The organism is Stappia sp. TSB10P1A (genome assembly GCF_900185725.1).
Classification (GTDB): domain Bacteria; phylum Pseudomonadota; class Alphaproteobacteria; order Rhizobiales; family Stappiaceae; genus Stappia.
The window spans coordinates 143,906-163,654 of the sequence record NZ_FYAU01000035.1 but is presented as its reverse complement, the minus strand read 5'-3'; the positions used below and the strand labels follow the sequence as shown (position 1 = coordinate 163,654).

Here is a 19,749-nt window from a genome sequence, read left to right as displayed (position 1 = left end):
CACTGGCACGGCACGCGGCCAGCTTGACCCCGGCCGGAGCCCGCCGATAGACTTGCCGCGCGCGGGGCCTGCCCCTCGCTTTTCAAACCGGCCACCCGGTGTTCTTTGACACTGTCGAGGAAAGTCAACCTCTTGGGCCCTAGGGGTTCCCCCACACGCGTGGGGATAGGCCCCAGTCTCCCCCCTCGTCGTCGTCTTCGAAGTCGGTTCCCCCACACGCGTGGGGATAGGCCCCCCTATCGTCCTGCCCGATAGCAGCGGCTATGGGTTCCCCCACACGCGTGGGGATAGGCCCAGCAGCGACCCGCCGGCCGGCAGCGAGCGCAGGGTTCCCCCACACGCGTGGGGATAGGCCCAGAGACCCGATAGTAGTGGCCCTTGTTCCCATGGTTCCCCCACACGCGTGGGGATAGGCCCGGCAAAATGCCCGACGATTCCGAAGAACGTAGGGTTCCCCCACACGCGTGGGGATAGGCCCTCGTCCAAGGCCTGCCGCAGCTTGCTCTGGAGGGTTCCCCCACACGCGTGGGGATAGGCCCGTGAAGCTTGAGGCGGCGAAAAAGCAGCTTCTGGTTCCCCCACACGCGTGGGGATAGGCCCGTCTGATGGGGGACGTGACAGCCGGGAGAGACGGTTCCCCCACACGCGTGGGGATAGGCCCTCTGCGACCATTGGCGGCATCGCATACCTGCAGGTTCCCCCACACGCGTGGGGATAGGCCCCTACAAGCTGCGCGAGCCGGAATCGCTGCCGCGGTTCCCCCACACGCGTGGGGATAGGCCTCAGTGCGACACGCCCGCGTCCCGCCTTGATCTGGTTCCCCCACACGCGTGGGGATAGGCCCCGGCGGGTCCTTCTGCGCCGCCGACCAGCACGGGTTCCCCCACACGCGTGGGGATAGGCCCCCGTCCGAGGCAGGTCCCGAGCGCATGTGGGGGGTTCCCCCACACGCGTGGGGATAGGCCCGCCGACACGCTTTTCCTGACGGACAGCGCAACGGTTCCCCCACACGCGTGGGGATAGATCCTTGCCCGGTCGGCCGGCGGGCAATCAGGACAGGTCTGCTGTCTTGACGCAAGGGAGAAGACACTTCTACCCTGTCTTCAAAGTTGCACTGATATTTTTTCCATTAGGCGTTTCATGCCAGTAACCGACACTGACCTTGGCGAGCCCTGGGGCAAACTGCAAGACGGGGCTCGCCACCATCTCTTGCACCATTGCGCTGACGTTGCGGCCTGTTTCGACCTGCTGGTCCGCCTGCCGGTGGTGCGGGCGCGGCTGGAGCGCGCCGCGGCGCGAAAACTGACCGAGACCGATCTCAGCCGGCTTGCCGTGCTGGCCTTCCTGCATGACTGCGGCAAGCTGCATCCCGGCTTCCAGGCCAAGGGCTGGCCGCAAGGGATCTGGCATGCTGCCCTGCGCGGCCACTTGCGCGAAGGCGCGTCGATCTTCATGGCAAGGGACCGGCCGTTCCAGGGCCGCATGGCGGAGCACCTTTGCCTGGGCGAGTTGCTGGACTGGGGCGTCGGGCCGGATCTCCTGCTCGCCGTCCTTGCCCATCACGGCCGGCCGTTCGCCCTCGACATGTCCGGCGCGGCGCGGGACTGGCAGCCGGTGGCGGCCAGCGGTTACGATCCGCTGGCCGCCGGCGCGCAGATGGGTGCCTGCCTGCGGCGCTGGTTCGCCCCCGCCTTCGCGTCGAGCGGCCAGCCGCCCCTGCCCGATGCGCCGGACTTTCAGCATCTCCTGTGCGGCCTGCTGTCGCTTGCCGACTGGCTCGGCTCCGATGCGCGCCTGTTCGCCTTTCAGGCGCGGCTCGATCCCGACTATATCGAAACGGCGCGCGCCCGTGCCGGCACCATGCTGTCCGGGGTCGGCCTCGTGACGGAGCCCTGGCGCGCAGCGATGCCGGCGCCGGACCGGATCTTTACGGCCCTGTCGCGGCACGGCGCGCCCCGCCCGGCGCAGGCCGCCCTGTCCGACTGGCCGCTCGACGATCCGCTGGTCATCCTGGAAGCCGAGACCGGCTCGGGGAAGACCGAAGCCGCGCTCTGGCGCTTCGCCCGGCTCTTCGCCGCCGGGCAGGTGGACAGTCTCTATTTCGCCCTGCCGACCCGCGCCGCCGCCAAGCAGATCCATGGCCGCGTCGACGCGGCGATGCGGCGCCTGTTCGGCGACGGCGCCCCGCAGGCGGTGCTCGCCGTGCCCGGCTATCTCGCCGCCGGCACCGCCACGGGGCGGGCCCTGCCCGAATTCAAGGTGCTGTGGGACGACGATCCGGGCGAGCAGGCCGCGATCGCCCGCTGGGCGGCGGAGAGCGGCCGCCGCTATCTCGCCGCGCCGATCGCCATCGGCACGGTCGACCAGGTGATGCTCGCCGCGCTGCAGGTGAAACACGCGCATCTGCGCGGCGCCGCCCTGTCGCGATCCCTTCTCGTGATCGATGAAGTCCATGCCTCCGACCCCTACATGTCGGCGATCCAGTCGCTGCTGCTCGACATCCACCTTGGGCGCGGCGGCCATGCGCTGCTGATGTCGGCGACGCTCGGCGCCTCGGCGCGCAGCCGCTGGCTCGGCGGCGCCAGGACGCGGCCGCCGCCCTTCGCGCAGGCCGCCGACACGCCCTATCCGGCTCTCTGGGGCAGGCACCGGCAAATGCCCCAGGCCGTAGAAAGCGAGGGCCGCGCGAAAGCCGTCGCCATGACGCTCGCCCCGTCCTGGGAGGCGGACCAGGCCGCCGAAATCGCCCTCGATGCCGCCCGGCGCGGCGCCAGGGTCCTCGTCATCCGCAACACCGTCGCCGCCGCCGTCGCAACGCTCGAGGCCGTGATCGCGGCGGACGGCCGGGACCTGCTGTGGCAGGTGGAGGGCGGCCCGGCGCTGCATCATTCCCGCTTCGCGCCCGAGGATCGTGAACTGCTCGACACCGCGGTGGAGACCGCCCTTTCGCCGGACCCGGCCGTTCGTCCTCGCGGTAGCGTCATAGTTATATCTACAAGCACAACTGAAAAATCCCTCGATATCTGCGCCGACATGCTGGTCACCGACCTCTGCCCGGCCGACGTGCTGCTGCAGCGCATCGGCCGGCTGCACCGGCATGCGCTGCCCCGGCCGGCAGGCTTCGAGGCCCCGCGCTGCATCGTGCTGGCGCCGGCCGGCGGGCTGGCGCCTCTCGTCGCCCCCGCCTTCGAGAACGGCCTTGGCAGCTTCCGCGACGGCGGCGGCGTCTATCGCAACCTGCATGCCTGCGAGTTGACCCGCCGGCTGGTGCTCGATCATCCGCTCTGGGTGATCCCGCGGATGAACCGCCTGCTGGTGGAAAGCGCCACCCATGACGAACGGCTCGAGGCGCTGAGCGACGAGCTCGGCCCGGCCTGGGCCGCCTATTGGAACACCCAGTATGGCCGCGATCTCGCCGACACCGCCGGCGCCGGCCATGTCGCGCTTCGGGTCACCGACCCGTTCAGCGAGATCGGCCTCTTTCCCGACCAGGATGAAAAGATCCGCACCCGGCTCGGGGCGGAAGGCGCATCGATCCGCTTCGCCGAGCCGGTTCCCGGCCCCTTCGGCCGGATGATCGGCGGCATCACCCTGCCCGCCCACTGGAGCAAGGGCATCGTCGCCGACGAGCCGGTGCGGCCGGCCCCCGCCGGAGACGGCACACTCCGATTCGAGGCCGGCGGCAGGCCCTTCCTGTATGGCCGGCTTGGCCTTGCGAGGACCACATGACCGACGCCCCGCTGAACCTCCTCTCCCGTCCGCTGATCACCGCCGAGCCTTGCGGCGCGCTGACGCTGCCCGGCGTGCTCGCGGCGCTGGCCCGCGATGCGGTGACGGGCTTTCCCGCGCTGCGCCCGCATCAGGCGATGTTCTGGCACATGTTCCTGGTGCAGCTCGCCGCGCTGGCGCTGCACCGGGCCGGTCTCGCCGACATGCCGGAGAGCGAGGACGACTGGCGCGAGCTGCTGCGCGGCCTCACCCCCGACTTTCCCGAGGACGAGCCCTGGTGCCTCGTCGTCGACGACCGGTCGCGGCCCGCCTTCCTGCAGCCGCCGGTGCCGGACGGGGTGAAGCTCCCCAATGACGTGCCGACGGCGGACGCGCTCGACCTGCTCATCACCTCGCGCAACCACGACCTGAAACAGGCCATTGCCCGGCAGGGCGCCCCGGAAGACTGGATCTTCGCGCTTGTCGCGCTGCAGACCGGCGAAGGCTTTGGCGGCGCCGGCAATTACGGCATCGCCCGCATGAACGGCGGTTCGTCCTCGCGCGCGCTGCTGACGCTGGCGCCCCTTGCCGGCGGCGCCTCGGCGAAGGACATGGCGCCGCGTCCCGGCGCCTGGATCCGCCGCGACGTCCGGCTGCTGCTGGGCAATCGCGCCGCCTGGCACACGCTCGACTATCCGGACCAGGGCGGCATCGGCCTGACCTGGACCCGGCCCTGGCCGGAGGGCGCGCAGTTGCGCACGCGGCAGCTCGACATCTGGTTCATCGAGGTCTGTCGCCGTGTCCGCCTGCGCCTGCGGGACGGCGTGCTGGCCGGCGTCAAGGGCACCTCGGCCGCCACCCGCATCGACGCCAAGCCCCTCAAAGGCGCCGTCGGCGACCCCTGGGCTCCGATCCACAAGACGGAGGCCAAGAGCTTCACCCTCGCCGGCGGCGACTTCGACTATACCACGCTGATGGAGCTGCTGTTTTCCGGCACCTGGGCCGTGCCGCCGCTGGCCCGTCCGGCCGGTGCCGAAGGGAGCGCCGGCGGCCCCGGCGTGACCATCGTCGCCATGGCGCTGGCGCGGGGCAATTCCAAGACCGAAGGCTACAGGTCCCGCCTCATTCCGGTTGCCGGCAAGGCCGCGATCGCCCTCGGTCCCTCTCGCGACGAACTGCACCGGATGGCCAAGGCCCAGGCGGACACGGTCGCCGCCTTCGACAAGGCGCTCGCCTATGCGCTGGTGCTGGCCGCCGCCGGGGGCGAGCGGGAGCGGATCCGGCGCGATGCCTATGCTTTCGCCCGCCCGGCGCGCGACAGTCTCGCCCGCTTCGCCGACAACATCTTCTTTGAGCACCTGTGGGCGCGTTTCGAGGCCGAGGAGGCCGACGCCGAGGCGAGACGCGCGGCGGAGCTCGCCTTCGCGGCCCGGCTCAAGGAGTACACCTGGGCGCTGTTCGACGAAGCCCTGCCGACGATGCCCTCCCCCTCGCTCTACCGCCACCGCGCCGAGGCGCGGGCGCGCCGCGCGCTCTACGCCCGCGCCCTGCGTGATGCGTGGCCGGAGCTGTTCCCGCAAGCCCCGCAAGGGAGGACCGCCAGCGATGCCGCCTGAACCGACAGCCCACCCCGCATCCCAACCGCCCCCCGAAACCCCGCCGGCCCGGGAGACGGACGGCCCCGCCGCCACCGTCGCCAGGCTCGCCGCCGCGATGCTGCGGCTCGATCCGGGCCAGCTCGCGCGCCTGCGCCGGATGGAGGTGGACGGCCCCGGCGAGCCGGAGTTCTGGAAGCTTGCCGTCGACTGCGGCCTTCAGGGCGAACCGCGCGACCTGAGGCTCGTGCGTCTCCTCGCCCTGTTGGCGCCGAAGGGCGCGCGCTCCACCCGCGTGCCGTTCCACAAGCCCGGAGCCGAGCACGCGCTCGGCCGGGCGCTGCACAAGGCCGGTCTCTCCGAGGCCCGGCTCGCCCGGTTCCTCGCCCTGCCGCGCGGCGGGCGGGCGGACGCGCTCGAACGCTTGGTGCGCCTGCTTGCGGCGGGCGGCGCGTCCGCCGCGGGCATCGACTGCACCGACATCGCCCGCCTGGTCTGGTTCGACACGCCCAGGGACCTGCGCAAGCTCGCCGAAACCTATTATCGCGGCCTCGACGCGGCCGCCATCAACGCCAAGGACACCGCCCGATGACCGCGCCCCGCTTCCTGCAGATCCACACGCTGCATTCCTACACCGCTGCCCTGCTGAACCGCGACGACACCGGCCAGGCCAAGCGCCTCGCCTATGGCGGCACCAACCGCACCCGCATCTCGTCCCAATGCCTCAAGCGGCATTGGCGCATGGCGGAAACCGACCCGCATGCGCTGCAGACCCTTGCCGGCTATGTCGGGTCCTTCCGCTCCCGCGAACTGGTCACCGAGAAGGTGATCGCGCCCCTGCGCGGCCGCTATCCGGACGAGATCGTCAACGCGCTGGAGCCGGAGTTCCAGCGGCTCGTCTATGGCAAGAACGCCGACAAGGGCAAGAAGAGCCGCCAGACGCTGCTGCTCGGCCAGCCGGAACTCGAGTGGCTCGCCGCCCGCGCGGAAGAGATCGCCGCCGCCTCGGCCGATGCCAAGGCCGCCGAGAAGGCCGTCGCCGACTGGGTCAAGGACAAGAACTTCAAGGCGATGGCGGAGAACACCGCCGTTCCCGGCGGTCTCGCCGCCGCCCTTTTCGGCCGCATGGTCACGTCCGACCCGGCCGCCAATATCGAGGCGCCGGTCTATGTCGCCCATGCCTTCACCGTCCACGCGGCGGAAGCGGAGGGCGATTATTTCACCGCCGTCGACGACCTCAAGCACGACGAGGACGACAGCGGCGCCGACACGATCCAGGAGACCGAACTCACCTGCGGCCTGTTCTACGGCTATGTGGTGGTCGATCTGCCGGGCCTGATCGGCAATTGCGGTGGCGACCGGGATCTGGCCGCGCGCGTGCTGCACAACCTGCTGCACCTGATCGCCGAGGTCTCGCCGGGGGCCAAGCTCGGCTCCACCGCCCCCTTCGGCCGCGCCGACCTGATGCTGGTGGAAGCCGGCGACCGCCAGCCGCGTTCGCTCGCCACCGCCTTCCGCAAGGCCCTGCGGCATGATGCCGACGCGGCCGTCGCGGCGCTGAGCGCCCACCTGGCGAAGATCGACGGAGCGTATGCGACCGGCGAGCAGCGGCGCTATCTCTCCACCGCCGACACGCCGCTCGAAAGCCCGGCCGACAGCGGGCTCGCCTGCCTGTCGCTCGCGGATCTGGCGCAATGGGCGGCAGGCCGGGTCGAGGCCGCTCCCGATGCCTGACCACCGCTGGCTCGCGCTTGTGCTGGAAGCGCCTCTGCTCGCCTTCGGCGGCGTGCGGATCGATCATGTCGGCGTCACCCGCGACTTTCCGGCCGCCTCGATGCTGACCGGACTGCTGGCCAATGCGCTCGGCTGGCGCCGGACGGATTGGCAACAACACCAGGCGCTCCAGGATCGCCTGGTCTTCGCCGCCCGCCGCGAGCGGGAAAACCCCGCCGGACTGCTGACCGACACGCAGAACGCCCGGCTGGAGAAGACCGAGAGAGGCTGGACCACGTTCGGCGTTCCGGAAGGGCGCGACGGCGCCAGCTACGGCGCCCCGCATCGCCGCCAGCGCGATTTCCACATGGATGCGCGCGTCGGCATCGTCCTTCGGCTGCAGCCGGCCGACGAGACGCCGGACCTCGACGCGCTTGCCGACGCGCTGCAGCGTCCGGCCCGGCCGCTCTTCATCGGCCGCAAGCCCTGCCTTCCCACCGCCGGGCTGTTCTCCTGCTTCGTCGCGGCGGAGACGGCCTTCGAGGCGCTGTGCCGCCTGCCGGTCGGCGAGGGGGACGCGCGCGCCCTCCCCCATGCCATGCGGGCGCTGTGGCCGCTCGGCGAGGGCCCCGTCGACGGCGCCGATGTGGAGCGCATCGTCGAACTGCCCGACCTGCGCAACTGGCGCACCGGCCTGCATGGCGGCGCGCGCAAGGTCGTCGAGGGCCGGATCCGGATGGAAGGAGCCGCGGCATGAGCCAGCCCCTCAACATGGTCAGCCTGCCGGTCCACCTGCGGGATCTGCGCCGCCTTGCCGCCCATCGCGGCCATGGCGACGACGAAGGCCGCGCCCTGCACCACCTGCTCGGCGAGACCTTCGGACCAAAGGCGCTGCAACCCTTCCGCCTGATGGTCTCGCCCGGCGGGCGGGCGGCGACGCTCTACGCCTACACACCAAGGAGCGGCGAGGACCTGCGCGACACGGCGGCGGCGGTCGGAGCGCCGGAAGCGCTGGCCGCCTTCGCCATCGACCGGCTGGCGGTCAAGACCATGCCCGACGCCTGGAAGACCGGCCGCCGCCTGGCCTTCGACCTGCGGGTGCGCCCGGTGCGGCGGCTGCTGAAGCCTCTCGCCCAGGCCGGCCCCGCGACGGACGGCAAGCCCTTCGCGGCGAAAGCCGAGGTCGACGCCTTCCTGGTCGATGCGATCCGCCGTCATCCCGACGGCCCGCCGGCGGACGCGGAGACGCCGCTGCGCCGCGAGGAGGTCTATCGCGACTGGCTCGCGCACCGGCTGAAGGACGCGGCGGAGCTGATCGTGCACGGCACGCATCTCGTCGGCTTCGAACGGCGGCGGGTGCGGCGCGGCTCGTCCGTTTCCGAAGGTCCCGACGCGACGTTCCATGGCGAGTTGCGGATCGGTGATCCGACCGCCTTCGCCCGCCTGCTCGCCACCGGGGTCGGGCGCCATGCCGCCTATGGCTACGGCATGTTGCTGCTCAGGTCGGCCGGGAGGTGAGCGGTGCTGGTCGGCCGTCTGGGGCTTGAAAAGGCCCGCATCCCCCATGCCGACCGGCATGGCCTCGTCTGGCTGGACCGGGGGCGGCTTGAGGTCGAGGATGGCTGCCTGCGCTTCCTGACCGCCGGCGGCGGCGAGCTTGCCGCCGGCGACTACCAGATCCCGCACCAGTCGCTGTCCATCATCCTGCTCGGCCCCGGATCGAGCGTCACCCACGATGCGCTGCGGCTGCTGGCGCGGCATGGCTGTGCGCTGGCGGCCATCGGCGAAGGCGGCGTGCGCTTCTACACCGCCCCTCCCCTGATGCCCGACAGTTCGGCGCTGGCGCGCGAGCAGGCCCGCCTGTGGTCGGACCCCGGTACCCGGATGGAGGTCGCCCGCGCCATGTATGCCATCCGCTTCGGCGAGATCGTCCGCACCCGCGACATCGACGTGCTGCGCGGGCAGGAAGGCGCGCGGATCAAGCGCAGCTACCAGCTTGCCGCCGAACGCCACGGCGTTCCCTGGAAGGGGCGCAACTATGACCGCGCCAATCCCAATTCCGGCGACCTGCCCAATCAGGGCATCAACCATGCGGCCAGCGCCATGCGCGCCGCCGCCTCGGTCGCCGTCGCCAGTCTCGGCGCCATCCCGCAGCTCGGGTTCATCCACGAGGACTCCGGCCAGTCCTTCGTGCTCGACATCGCCGACCTCTACCGCCACGACCTGGTGCTGGACATCGCCTTCGGCGCCGCCCGCGAGGCGATCAAGTCGGGCGAAGCGGTCGAGCGGCTGACCCGGCGGCGTGCGGCGCTGCTGTTTCGCCAGCGCTCGGTCATTCCCTCGATGATCGACCGTATCAAGTCGCTGATCGGCCCCGGCGAGGAGACCGACACGGAGGCGCCCGCCTGATGCCGATGGTGGTTGTGATCACCCGCGATGTCGAGGGGCGCTACCGGGGGTTTCTCGGTTCGGCGATGCTGGAACTGTCGGCCGGTGTCTATGCCCATCCGCGCATGAGCGCGGGGGTGCGCACGCGGATCTGGGATGTGCTGCGCGACTGGCACGGCCAGTTGCGGCGTGGCAGCATCGTCATGACATGGGTGGACAGCTCCGCCAATGGCGGCCTCGGCCTGCTGGCGCTCGGCGAACCGCCGAAGGATATCGTGCCGCACGACGCCATGCTGCTGGTGCGCCGGCCCTTGCCGGAAATGAAGGGTTTTGACTGAACCCTCCATTGTTCTTTGACATTGTCGATAGGAATCAGCATCTTGGGCCCTAGGGGTTCCCCCACACGCGTGGGGATAGGCCCGGGGCACAGAGGGCGCAGGAAGTACCTTTCCCGGTTCCCCCACACGCGTGGGGATAGGCCCATAGAGCTTGCGAGCGAAGCCCGTGGTCGGCAGGTTCCCCCACACGCGTGGGGATAGGCCCGCAGCACATTTGCGCAAGGTGCTGGGGCGCGAGGTTCCCCCACACGCGTGGGGATAGGCCCGCCCTGGTAGTACTGCTCGTATGAGTGCGACGGGTTCCCCCACACGCGTGGGGATAGGCCCAGGGAAGAGGACGACTTTCTCATTCTCTACAAGGTTCCCCCACACGCGTGGGGATAGGCCCAAGAGAGTATGGCGCGCGCGGTCATGACGCGGGGTTCCCCCACACGCGTGGGGATAGGCCCCGGGGCAGGTATTCAGGAATCCTCTTGACTGCGGTTCCCCCACACGCGTGGGGATAGGCCCTGCTGGAGAGCGGCGAGCAGGGTATCGTGCGCGGTTCCCCCACACGCGTGGGGATAGGCCCTGGCGGCATTCCAGCTCGACCTGGCGCAGGCGGGTTCCCCCACACGCGTGGGGATAGGCCCGCGGCGGCGCTGCAAAAGAAGATCCGCGACAAGGTTCCCCCACACGCGTGGGGATAGGCCCGGGTCGATGTCGTAGAGCCGCGCCAGCCGCAGGGTTCCCCCACACGCGTGGGGATAGGCCCCCGAGATTGCTGCACATCGAAGCGATCCTGAAGGTTCCCCCACACGCGTGGGGATAGGCCCTACTTATCATCGGCGCGCTGCGGAGACATCAAGGTTCCCCCACACGCGTGGGGATAGGCCCCACTTCGTACCGCGCCGGGCCGTAGCCAATCGGGTTCCCCCACACGCGTGGGGATAGGCCCTGGACCCAAGTGACCCCGTAAAGATATGGATGGGTTCCCCCACACGCGTGGGGATAGGCCCGGCGAGGTGCTGTATGGCACGGCAGACGAGCGGGTTCCCCCACACGCGTGGGGATAGGCCCACGGAAAAGAAAGTTGGATTTCCGCCATCCGCGGTTCCCCCACACGCGTGGGGATAGGCCCGCCGACCAAGCGGGACAAGAGGCTGGACTCCTGGTTCCCCCACACGCGTGGGGATAGGCCTCACGCTGGGCAGGTCCGATCTAAGATCCTTGGGGTTCCCCCACACGCGTGGGGATAGGCCCCACGCCCAAGCCGCTAAAGATCCTGCGGGAGAGGTTCCCCCACACGCGTGGGGATAGGCCCTATCCAGACCACCATAGGCACTGGCTCAGGGCGGTTCCCCCACACGCGTGGGGATAGGCCCATCGCCCGAGGCGCCCGGGGCGGCCCGCGGCGGGTTCCCCCACACGCGTGGGGATAGGCCCGAAGCGTGGCCGGCGGGCAAAGGAAGAAAAGGGGTTCCCCCACACGCGTGGGGATAGGCCCGACGTCATCAAGGCGCTCGATCGGCTGGCGAGGGTTCCCCCACACGCGTGGGGATAGGCCCCCATTTGGCGCCATTGCAGTCGCTGTAACAGCGGTTCCCCCACACGCGTGGGGATAGGCCCCGGAGACTGATCGAAGGTGAAGGACATTGTCAGGTTCCCCCACACGCGTGGGGATAGGCCCGATGCAGACCCAGTCCTCATGCGGAGGTGCCTGGTTCCCCCACACGCGTGGGGATAGGCCGGCGTATCCGTGGTATACGATCCGGAACACACAGGTTCCCCCACACGCGTGGGGATAGGCCCGGCCCGGCGATGATGCTGACCACCTCGCCGATGGTTCCCCCACACGCGTGGGGATAGGCCATGGTCATCGGGGTCGTGTGCCGAGAGTTCGGAAGGCACTTCGAACTCGGAGCCAGAACCACGACCGCGCGACCGGCCGGTCAGCCCCCCGGCTCCGCGCTTGCGCGCGGTCGAGGTCACGGCAAAAGGGATACGAGGCCTACCCTTTGCATTGGCCGTCATCCCGGCCGCGGGCGCAGCCGGAGAGCCGGCGGGGCCAATGCCGGCTCACGGTCTCACAACGACCAGGGGCCCAACGGCCTGCGTCCCGCCAGCATCATGACACAGCCCGGACATACAGGGACCCATTGGCACCCCCGGCAGGTGTTGCCCGCTCTGCCCTCTCCTTGCGTCTTCCCGGACGAGGCCGAAGGCCGACGATCCGGGACCGGGGAGCCACGGCGGTTGCGGTGTCTCTCGCGCGCCGTATGCTCTCGGCTTGCCGGTGCCGGGGCTCGCCGGTGCCGGGGCTCGCGATGCCGCCCGGAAGGACGCAGGGCAAGCGCAAGACTGCCCCCTGTCTCAGGGGCCGTCCGTTACCCATGTCTGCGGGCCGCACACGGGCCTTGCACAGAAATAATGGCGACCCCGGCAGGATTCGAACCTGCGACCATCGGCTTAGAAGGCCGGTGCTCTATCCACTGAGCTACGGGGCCGTCGCGGCGCGCGGCGCCATTCCTTGAAACCAGTCACTCCGAAAACTGGCGGGCTTGCCGCAGCCTGCCCCGCCTCGCGGCCCCGCCCCGGATCTCCTCAACAGGATCTCCTCAAGGCCGACCCCTGACATGGCGGGCCCGGCCAGAGGGGGCCATGCCGCGCAAAGCGCATCATCCTTGGCACACCGTCCCTGGTGCCCCCTTGGCGGGTCCTGCCGCCGGCAGACCTGCCGGACCGCGATGCCCGCCGGCCCGCGTCAATGCGTCCAGGGCATATAGCGGTCGTAACGGAAATTGTCCGAATAGGCGATCTTCGGCACCCGCCGCTCGCGCGGCAGTTCCACCCGGTAGGCGATGCCGTTCTTGCGGGCGTAGGCTTCCGCCTCCTCCTGCGTCTCGAAGCGCAGGCGGAGCTGCTGCTTCATGTCGGTGGAGGAGGTGTAGCCCATCAGCGGCTCGATCGTGCGCGCCTGCTCCGGCTCGAACTCCAGCACCCAGTCATGGGTCTTGCCGCGCCCCGACTGCGTTGCCGTCTTCGCCGGGGAATAGATGCGTGCGACCATCGTGCGATGCCCCTCAAGATGTCCCGCGGCGCGCTCAGCGCTCCGCCTTTCCCGTCGGTTATTCCTTGGTTCGGCCGAGGAAGTCAACTCGCCAAAACGCCTCCCCCGCTTTCGGCCCCCAGTGTTCGCACCCGGTGTACGCTCCCGGCGTTCTCCGGCTTTCCGCCGGCTTTCCCCGCCTGCGCCGCGCGGCGGCGCCCGCCCGCCCTTCAGCCTTGACGCCCCGGCGCATCCCCGATACACCGCAGAAATTCAGGACGTCGGGGTATAGCGCAGCCTGGTAGCGCATCTGCTTTGGGAGCAGAGGGTCGCAGGTTCGAATCCTGCTGCCCCGACCATTTCCCGGCCCCTTTCCCTTTCCCGGCCCCTTTCCCTGAAAGTCCCTCCCCAAGCCCGTTTTCCCGCCCCTTATCCGGTCCTTTCGCCAGAAAATCCGGCCGCTTGCGGCCGTTTCCTGAAGCATCGCGCGAACAGGGCGCACGGCGCGTCTGCTCTCGCCCGCCTTGGGTTCAGGAATGCTTGGGCTCAGGAATGCTTGAGTTCAGGCAGCTTGGGTTCAGGCAGCTTGGGTTCAGGCATGGCCGCCGGCGCGCCGGCGCTCGCGTTTCACGCCATACATGCCGGATTCCGCGTTGCGCAGCACGCTCTCGAACGACATGTCGGTCTGGCGCACGGTGAACAGGCCGGCGGAGGCCGAGGTGACCAGCAGGCAGGCGGGGCTGCCGTCCGGCGGGTTCCAGTGCATCGGCTGGCGGATCCGGTCGATGATCTCGTCCATCCGGTCGGTGATGTCGCTTGCCTCCGCATCGGCGAAGCCGATCATGAACTCGTCGCCGCCCATGCGCCCGACGATGTCGCCGGCCCGCACCGCCCGCTTGAGGATGCGGGCGATGGAGCGGATCACCATGTCGCCGGCAAGATGGCCGAAACGGTCGTTGACCTGCTTGAAATTGTCGAGATCGAGATAGGCGAAGCTGGCGCAGGCGGTGTCCAGGCCGATCCGGGCGATCATCCGCCCGGCCTGCAGGCGAAACTCGACCGGGTTGAGCAGCCCGGTCATCCGGTCGGTCGCCGAAAGCTGCCGCAGGCGCTGCGCCTCCTCGCGCAGCCGGTGCTGCTGCTGCAGGCTGTCGGCCAGCCGCTCGCGATGCGCCGCCGCCTCCTGCGACACCGCCAGGAAGCGCGCCGCCAGCGACTTGGTCTGGTCGTATTGCAGGATGGCGAGCGGCTCGCCATCCGCCCCCGGCACGCCGAGCCGCCAGCCGGAGAAGGTCAGGCTGGCGCCGTCCTCGCCGGGCAGCCCGATAAAGGCGGAGGTGGTGGAACGGAACGCCCGGCCCACCCGTTCCAGCAGTTCCTCCGGCGGCAGGGTCGACAGGGCGAAGACGCCCCTGGTCTCCAGCCCGTCGAACTGGCGCAGCGCCTGCCGGTTGGCCAGCCACACCCGCCCGCTCTCGTCGAGCACGATCGTCGCGCGCGGCATGTTCTCCACCGCGGCACGGATGCCCTCCATCAGCAGGTCGATGTCGGGGCGGTGGTCCAGGGTTGCCATCACCGCCCTCCCCACCCGCCGGCGGCAGCCGGCATAAGCAAAAAAGCTCCGGCGGCAGCCGGCATATGCAAAAAAGCGCCGGCGGCAGCCGGCAAAACCTTGAAACTCCCGGCGGCGGCCGGCGTCAGGGGACGAGCTGTGAGCGAACGAGCGCCGGGCGCGCCCGGGGATCGCGGGATGCCGGCCTCGCTCGAGTTCGTCTTCTCGCTCGAGTCCGTCTTGCAGTTTCCGACAGTGGCCGACACCATGCTCGCAGCCCTTCCCCGTCCTCGACACGGTCTTCCCGGCGCGCCCAAAGGGCTACCGCGGACGACATCTGCAAACGGCCGGCGCGCTTCGCTCCATAACGAGGCGACCTGCCGCCATGAACTCCGTTCGGCGGCCCACCCGATCCGACCGCCCCAATCCGACCCGACCAGCCGACCCGACCACCCGATCCGACCGCCCCAATCGGGCGCCACCAGACCGGAACACCAGACCGGAACCACCACCGGCAATCGGCCGCGCCGCCTCGGCGCCCCCGCTTCGCGGCAGGCCACCGGCGCCGTCCCTGCCGGGATGGTACGGACAAATCCTAGGGTGATTCGTTCCGGTGATTCGCAGCTTACGCGGAAAAAACCCTAATCAACCCCCCCTTGCCGGGGGCTGATAGGGCGAAATAACGATGCAATAACGGGGGAATGACGCCGCAAATAAGGGCTTGACAGGATTTCAGCGGGGCGCCGCATCCTGGATCGTCGGACTGTCGACCCGGTCGCCGATGCCGATGCCGAGCGCCGCGCTGGTGCCGCCCGGCACTTCCAGCACGAAGCGGACCACGGCACCGGAGGGCACCAGGGCCTCCGACAGCGGCACCGTGTTCTCGGCGATGCCGGCGATGCGGCCGCCGCGCTCGATGAACAGCATGTCGAGCGGGATCAGGGTGTTCTTCATCCAGAAGGCGACCTGGCCGTCGCTCTTGAAGTCGAACAGCATGCCGGCGTCGGCGGCAAGAGCCTCCCGGTACATCAGCCCGCGCGAGCGGGCGGCCGGCGTGTCGGCGATCTCCACCTCGAAGCGGTGGATGGTGCCGGCGGCGGTGGTGACGCTCAGCGCCTCGCGCCGCAGCGTCAGCTCGCCGTCGCGGGCAGTGCCCGGCAGGGAGACCAGCACGACCAGCAGCAGCGCCGGACCAAGCCGGCTAAGGAACAGGCGAGCCGGCAAAAAATCGAGGGAAAACAATCGGCGCGCCGCCGCCCAGCCTTGGATCGTCCGAAACGACAGTGCCCGTGCGAGCCCCGCGCCGGTGCGGGCCCTGCCCGCTCCCAAGCTCGCCCCCAAACTCGCTTTATGAGTAGGGCTCGGATCAGCAAGGCTCGAAGGGGCGTGCCGCAAGGCCGGCCTCAATGCGAGGAGGGAATGTGGACGCCCTCGCCGTCGGGGCGGATCTCGGCGGCCATGCGGCCTTTCGGCCCTTGTCCGAAGCGCACCAGCACGGTCTGTCCGGGCCGCAATTCGGTGATGCCGAAGCGGCGCAGCGTCTCCATGTGCACGAAGATGTCTTCCGTGCCCTCGCCCTGGGTCAGGAAGCCGAAGCCCTTGACCCGGTTGAACCACTTGACGACCGCCGGCTCGTAGCCGCCTTCCGGCGTCACCTGCACATGGGTGCGCGAGGGCGGCAGTTGGGACGGGTGCACGGCGGTGGACTCGTCCATCGACAGCACGCGGAAGGCCTGCAACCCGCGGCTGCCCGGCGTCACCTCGCAGACGATGCGCGCGCCCTCATAGGCGGTGCGGAAACCGTCGCGTCGCAGGCAGGTGACATGCAGGAGAATGTCGGGCTGTCCGTCGTCGGGGACGATGAACCCGTAGCCCTTGGCCACGTCGAACCATTTGATCGAGCCGGCGACGACCGTCAGGTCGACCCCGGACTCCTCCGATCCCGCGTCCCGCGAGGCCACAACCGGCTTTGCCCCCAAGTCCTTCATAGTCCCGCCTCTGATACGCCGTAAGCTGGATCCGTGAGCGCACAACCGGAAAACCCCCGATTCCGCAAGGCCAAGGATAGCATCCCACGGCCCCGGAACCAGTGCATTTTGCGAAAAAGTGCCATGGTTACTCTCCTGCAACAGTTTCTCCGGCTCGCGCCGATTCGCAAGCCTTGCGCGGGACGTCGCCTCGGAAAGATCGCAAGCTTCCATTGAAGTCGCCGCGCAAGACCATATTCTCTTGCGCGACGCCGGCCCCAGCCGCGCCCCCGCCGCGCCGCGCTGCGTGGGGTCCACCCCAGACACCAGACACCAGACACCGAAACGAAGAGGCAGTCATGCGTTACCTGCACACCATGGTCCGCGTCCGCGACATCGACCAGTCGCTGGACTTCTACTGCAACAAGCTCGGCATGCAGGAGGTCCGCCGCCACGAGAGCGAGGCCGGCCGCTTCACGCTGATCTTCCTCGCCGCCTCTGAAGACGTGGAGGCGGTGCGCGCCGGCCAGGCGCCGGCGCTGGAGCTGACCTACAACTGGGACCCGGAAGACTATCAGGGCGGGCGCAATTTCGGCCATCTCGCCTATGAGGTCGACGACATCTACGAGACCTGCGCCAGGCTCCAGGCCGCCGGCGTCACCATCAACCGCCCGCCGCGCGACGGCCGCATGGCCTTCGTCCGCTCGCCGGACAACATCTCCATCGAGCTGCTGCAAAAGGGCGGCGCGCAGGAGCCGAAGGAGCCCTGGGCCTCCATGGGCAACACCGGAAGCTGGTAAAGCGGCCGAAATCCGGGAGGGGCGCGAGGCGCCTCTCCCTTGCGCTCAAAGCGGCCGCAAAGACGGCAGGGCCTGCTGCGCCGGGCTTATGGCGGGAAGGGCCGCAGGTTCAAGTCTTGCCTTCGCGACTAGAACAATGGCGCCAAGTCAAAGACTTGGCGTCGTTTTGCTTTGGGCCCCGCGTCGAAAGAGAACGCAACGCGAAGCCGCGCGAAATCAAAAGCTTACGACCGCTCCCGGCTGTTCGGTGCAACACGGACGGGACAAGGGGCCTAGCCGATGTTCGCGGGGCATTCACACCATCCCGGGCTAGTGTGCGAGTAATTGCCCTGTCATAATCGAGAGCAACATAGTTGCTCCGAGTGGTGATATGCCGATTCCAGATTTCCAGACGCTGATGCTGCCTGTCCTTCGTCTTGCCGATGCGGGTGAGATCAAGGTTGCGGAGGCCGTAGATCGTATTTCCAGTGAGTTCGCGCTTACGGATCAGGAGCGGGAGGAGCTCCTGCCGAGTGGACGCCAAGCGAAGATCGCGAACCGGGTCCACTGGTCAGTAACTTACCTTGTGAAGTCTGGCCTGGTCGAGCGTCCGCAGCGTGGCCACTTCGCGATAACGCCCAAGGGGAAGTCCGTCCTATCGAGCCCACCCGAACGAATCGACATCGCGTTCCTCTCACAGTTCGACGGCTTCGACGAATTCCGGACCAAGGCCAATGAGGATCATCCGGCCGAAGTCGAACCGACGCAGGATCTTGCTGCCGGAACCCCCGAGGAACGAGTGGAGGCAGCATTCGAGGATCTGAACGCCGCGCTACGGGAAGAATTGCTCGAACGCATCCTGGTGATGCATCCGACCGCGTTCGAGAAGCTGATCGTCGATCTCATGCTCGGGATGGGCTACGGCGCAAATGGATCCGGCGAGCGGCTCGGCCGTACGAGCGACGGCGGGATCGACGGCGTTATAAACGAGGACGTGCTCGGCCTCGACATTATCCACCTCCAGGCCAAGCGCTACGCCACAGGCAACAGTATCGGCGTGGAAAAGATCCGAGAATTCGCTGGGGCGTTGGACGAACGCGGCGCCACGAAGGGCGTGTTCGTGACCACCAGCCACTTCGCATCAGCCGCGCTCCAATATGCACAGCGAAGCCCGAAGCGCCTGATCCTGATCGACGGTGAAGAGTTGACCCGGCTGCTGGTGAAGTACGGCGTGGCAGTTCGAAGCTACCGCATCCTTGAGCTGAAGAAGGTCGACACGGATTACTTCGACGAGGCAGAGGGTTAATTCGGGTCCAGCTACGCAATTGCCTGTCTCAGCAGAAGCACAGCAGCCGCGACCGTGCTGACATGTCATCAATGAACATCATCAGGGAAACGCCGAAATAGTAGGCCGACAGGGCGGTGGACCTCTCCAGAAGGCCATCAAATTCGGCCTTCCTGCTGATGAATGCGCTCAACGCCCTATCGTTCTCACCTTCGCTGATCGGGGCCTCCGCGCTGTGCCATCGCGAAGAAGCGATCCATAGGCGCGCGGCGAAAGCGAGCAGTTACAACGCGTTTCGCGCTCATCACGCCACCACCGTCTCCCCCATCCAGCCGCACCGCGACGCTGGTCATCCCGTTCTCGGCCGCCTCAACGGCGATGCCCATGGGGAAGCCCCCGGCAGCCAGATCCACACATAGGCTTCGTCCTGGCCCGGCCTAGAAGTCATCTTTCACCGCCTTCCGGCCCTGGCGAACCGCCTTGGGAAGCAGGGTCAGCTTGTCACGAACCAGGCCGAGGTGACGGGTGAGCGTCGTCGGCCCGGCCTCGAACAACGGCACGCCGACGATCGCCGCCACTTCGAAGGCCGCGCCGATGGAGCAGCCCATGTCGCCGCTCTCGATCCGGTGGACGAGGCCGCGCGAGATCCCGGCCCGCTCGGCCACGTCCGTGATCGTCATCTCCCGTTCGATCCGGGCGCTGCGGATCATATGGCCGAGCAGCTCGGCGGCCTCCTGCCCGTAGCGCGAGTAGCTGCGTGTCGCCGGCTTGCTCATCCGCGTCTCGTTGTTCCGTAAAAAGAGCCGATAGCGGCTTGCCGCTCCGTTTATGGACCACCCTACCACGAAATCCCGTCGAAAGGCCAGACATGTTCCATAAACGGCTCGCAAGACCTTAATCGGATCTATTCATGGAACGAAGTCGCCCCATTGCGGACGGACTCGACCACCCTTCCCGGTGGCGCGGCGCATCCCGGCCGGGCAAGAGCGCGAAGATCGGCGCCGAATTCCCCGCGCCGCCCTCCCCCTCCTCACCAGCCTGTGGACGATGCGTCACCTACCCCCTTGCCCGCCGGGGCAAAGCTGCTTATAACCCGCGCACATCGACGGACCGGGCGCCCATCGTCTAGCGGTCTAGGACGCCGCCCTTTCACGGCGGAAACACGGGTTCGAGTCCCGTTGGGCGTACCACTCCACCGCTTGCCTTCCCATCCCTCTCCCGACATTGTCCTTTGCCGATCGCCGCCGTGCCGCCATCCTGCGCCCGTGTGGGCGGCGGGTGCCGTCACGCGCCCGCAACACCGCGCGGCTATACGGCCCCGTCCGGAAAAGAGGCAGGAGAGACCGACGTGACGACGAGCGCGCCCGTGAGCGGGAACGACGGCCCCCAGACCGAC

At 68.8% G+C, this 19,749-nt stretch carries 16 protein-coding genes, 3 tRNA genes and 2 CRISPR repeat arrays; of the genes, 12 read left to right on the top strand and 7 right to left on the bottom strand.

Translation table 11 applies throughout. From position 1 onward, the window contains the following. Positions 1-144: 144 nt before the first annotated feature. Positions 145-1,027: direct repeats of the CRISPR family, unit length 29 nt; unit sequence GGTTCCCCCACACGCGTGGGGATAGGCCC. 113 nt (positions 1,028-1,140) lie between these two features. Genes cas3 through cas2e form a run of 8 tightly spaced genes read left to right on the top strand, consistent with a single transcriptional unit; the run spans position 1,141 to position 9,742 of the window. Further along, positions 1,141-3,729, top strand: coding sequence for a CRISPR-associated helicase Cas3' (gene cas3 / locus TSB10P1A_RS18065; protein WP_186389332.1), 2,589 nt, complete (start codon positions 1,141-1,143; stop codon positions 3,727-3,729). After that, complete coding sequence (locus tag TSB10P1A_RS18060) at positions 3,726-5,324, top strand: CRISPR-associated protein Cse1 (RefSeq protein WP_186389331.1); 1,599 nt, start codon at positions 3,726-3,728, stop codon at positions 5,322-5,324. The genes cas3 and TSB10P1A_RS18060 overlap by 4 nt, the downstream gene beginning before the upstream one ends. Continuing rightward, positions 5,314-5,895 (top strand): hypothetical protein, encoded by a 582-nt coding sequence (locus TSB10P1A_RS18055; RefSeq protein ID WP_186389330.1) that lies wholly within the window; start codon positions 5,314-5,316, stop codon positions 5,893-5,895. Before TSB10P1A_RS18060 ends, TSB10P1A_RS18055 begins: the two co-directional genes overlap by 11 nt. Further along, complete coding sequence (cas7e, locus tag TSB10P1A_RS18050; RefSeq protein ID WP_186389329.1) at positions 5,892-7,037, top strand: type I-E CRISPR-associated protein Cas7/Cse4/CasC; 1,146 nt, start codon at positions 5,892-5,894, stop codon at positions 7,035-7,037. Before TSB10P1A_RS18055 ends, cas7e begins: the two co-directional genes overlap by 4 nt. After that, positions 7,030-7,773 (top strand): type I-E CRISPR-associated protein Cas5/CasD, encoded by a 744-nt coding sequence (gene cas5e, locus TSB10P1A_RS18045; RefSeq protein WP_186389328.1) that lies wholly within the window; start codon positions 7,030-7,032, stop codon positions 7,771-7,773. The genes cas7e and cas5e overlap by 8 nt, the downstream gene beginning before the upstream one ends. Beyond that, entirely contained in the window at positions 7,770-8,534 is a 765-nt protein-coding gene (locus tag TSB10P1A_RS18040; RefSeq protein WP_186389327.1) for a type I-E CRISPR-associated protein Cas6/Cse3/CasE, read from the top strand. Before cas5e ends, TSB10P1A_RS18040 begins: the two co-directional genes overlap by 4 nt. A 3-nt stretch (positions 8,535-8,537) precedes the next feature. Beyond that, on the top strand, positions 8,538-9,425 hold the full coding sequence (cas1e, locus tag TSB10P1A_RS18035; protein ID WP_186389326.1) for a type I-E CRISPR-associated endonuclease Cas1e: 888 nt from the start codon (positions 8,538-8,540) through the stop codon (positions 9,423-9,425). After that, the gene (gene cas2e, locus TSB10P1A_RS18030; RefSeq protein WP_186389325.1) at positions 9,425-9,742 is read left to right on the top strand and encodes a type I-E CRISPR-associated endoribonuclease Cas2e; all 318 of its coding nucleotides are present in this window, start codon (positions 9,425-9,427) and stop codon (positions 9,740-9,742) included. Before cas1e ends, cas2e begins: the two co-directional genes overlap by 1 nt. A gap of 54 nt (positions 9,743-9,796) precedes the next feature. Next, positions 9,797-11,594: direct repeats of the CRISPR family, unit length 29 nt; unit sequence GGTTCCCCCACACGCGTGGGGATAGGCCC. 558 nt (positions 11,595-12,152) lie between these two features. Here cas2e and TSB10P1A_RS18025 read toward each other — a convergent pair. Together TSB10P1A_RS18025 and TSB10P1A_RS18020 are read right to left on the bottom strand one after the other, a co-directional pair. Then, a tRNA-Arg gene (locus tag TSB10P1A_RS18025) sits at positions 12,153-12,228 on the bottom strand. A gap of 257 nt (positions 12,229-12,485) precedes the next feature. After that, complete coding sequence (locus tag TSB10P1A_RS18020) at positions 12,486-12,791, bottom strand: ETC complex I subunit (protein WP_186389324.1); 306 nt, start codon at positions 12,789-12,791, stop codon at positions 12,486-12,488. A 261-nt stretch (positions 12,792-13,052) separates the two neighbouring features. Between TSB10P1A_RS18020 and TSB10P1A_RS18015 the strand changes: the two genes are divergently transcribed. After that, positions 13,053-13,129 (top strand) — tRNA-Pro (locus TSB10P1A_RS18015). 233 nt (positions 13,130-13,362) lie between these two features. On the opposite strand, the gene TSB10P1A_RS18010 is transcribed toward TSB10P1A_RS18015, so the two are convergent. The 3 genes from TSB10P1A_RS18010 to TSB10P1A_RS18000 all read right to left on the bottom strand — a co-directional run bounded on the left by TSB10P1A_RS18010 (position 13,363) and on the right by TSB10P1A_RS18000 (position 16,310). Beyond that, a complete protein-coding gene (locus tag TSB10P1A_RS18010; RefSeq protein ID WP_186389323.1) occupies positions 13,363-14,343 on the bottom strand; it encodes a diguanylate cyclase in 981 nt (326 codons plus the stop codon). A gap of 711 nt (positions 14,344-15,054) precedes the next feature. Continuing rightward, complete coding sequence (locus TSB10P1A_RS18005) at positions 15,055-15,564, bottom strand: DUF192 domain-containing protein (protein ID WP_244293176.1); 510 nt, start codon at positions 15,562-15,564, stop codon at positions 15,055-15,057. A gap of 161 nt (positions 15,565-15,725) precedes the next feature. Further along, positions 15,726-16,310 carry a cold-shock protein gene (locus TSB10P1A_RS18000; RefSeq protein WP_186389322.1) on the bottom strand — a complete coding sequence of 195 codons (585 nt, stop codon included), beginning with the start codon at positions 16,308-16,310 and terminating at the stop codon, positions 15,726-15,728. 338 nt (positions 16,311-16,648) lie between these two features. Between TSB10P1A_RS18000 and gloA the strand changes: the two genes are divergently transcribed. Together gloA and TSB10P1A_RS17990 are read left to right on the top strand one after the other, a co-directional pair. Beyond that, positions 16,649-17,089, top strand: coding sequence for a lactoylglutathione lyase (gloA, locus tag TSB10P1A_RS17995; RefSeq protein WP_186389321.1), 441 nt, complete (start codon positions 16,649-16,651; stop codon positions 17,087-17,089). A 370-nt stretch (positions 17,090-17,459) separates the two neighbouring features. Continuing rightward, entirely contained in the window at positions 17,460-18,374 is a 915-nt protein-coding gene (locus tag TSB10P1A_RS17990) for a restriction endonuclease (protein WP_186389320.1), read from the top strand. Positions 18,375-18,402: 28 nt separating this feature from the next. Here the strand turns inward: TSB10P1A_RS17990 and TSB10P1A_RS17985 are convergent, their stop codons facing one another. Together TSB10P1A_RS17985 and TSB10P1A_RS17980 are read right to left on the bottom strand one after the other, a co-directional pair. Further along, positions 18,403-18,546 (bottom strand): hypothetical protein, encoded by a 144-nt coding sequence (locus tag TSB10P1A_RS17985; protein ID WP_186389319.1) that lies wholly within the window; start codon positions 18,544-18,546, stop codon positions 18,403-18,405. A gap of 244 nt (positions 18,547-18,790) precedes the next feature. Continuing rightward, positions 18,791-19,129, bottom strand: a complete 339-nt coding sequence (locus tag TSB10P1A_RS17980) for a helix-turn-helix transcriptional regulator (RefSeq protein ID WP_186389318.1) — start codon at positions 19,127-19,129, stop codon at positions 18,791-18,793. Between the two features lie 338 nt (positions 19,130-19,467). Between TSB10P1A_RS17980 and TSB10P1A_RS17975 the strand changes: the two genes are divergently transcribed. Then, positions 19,468-19,543, top strand: a tRNA-Glu gene (locus tag TSB10P1A_RS17975). Positions 19,544-19,749 lie beyond the last annotated feature (206 nt).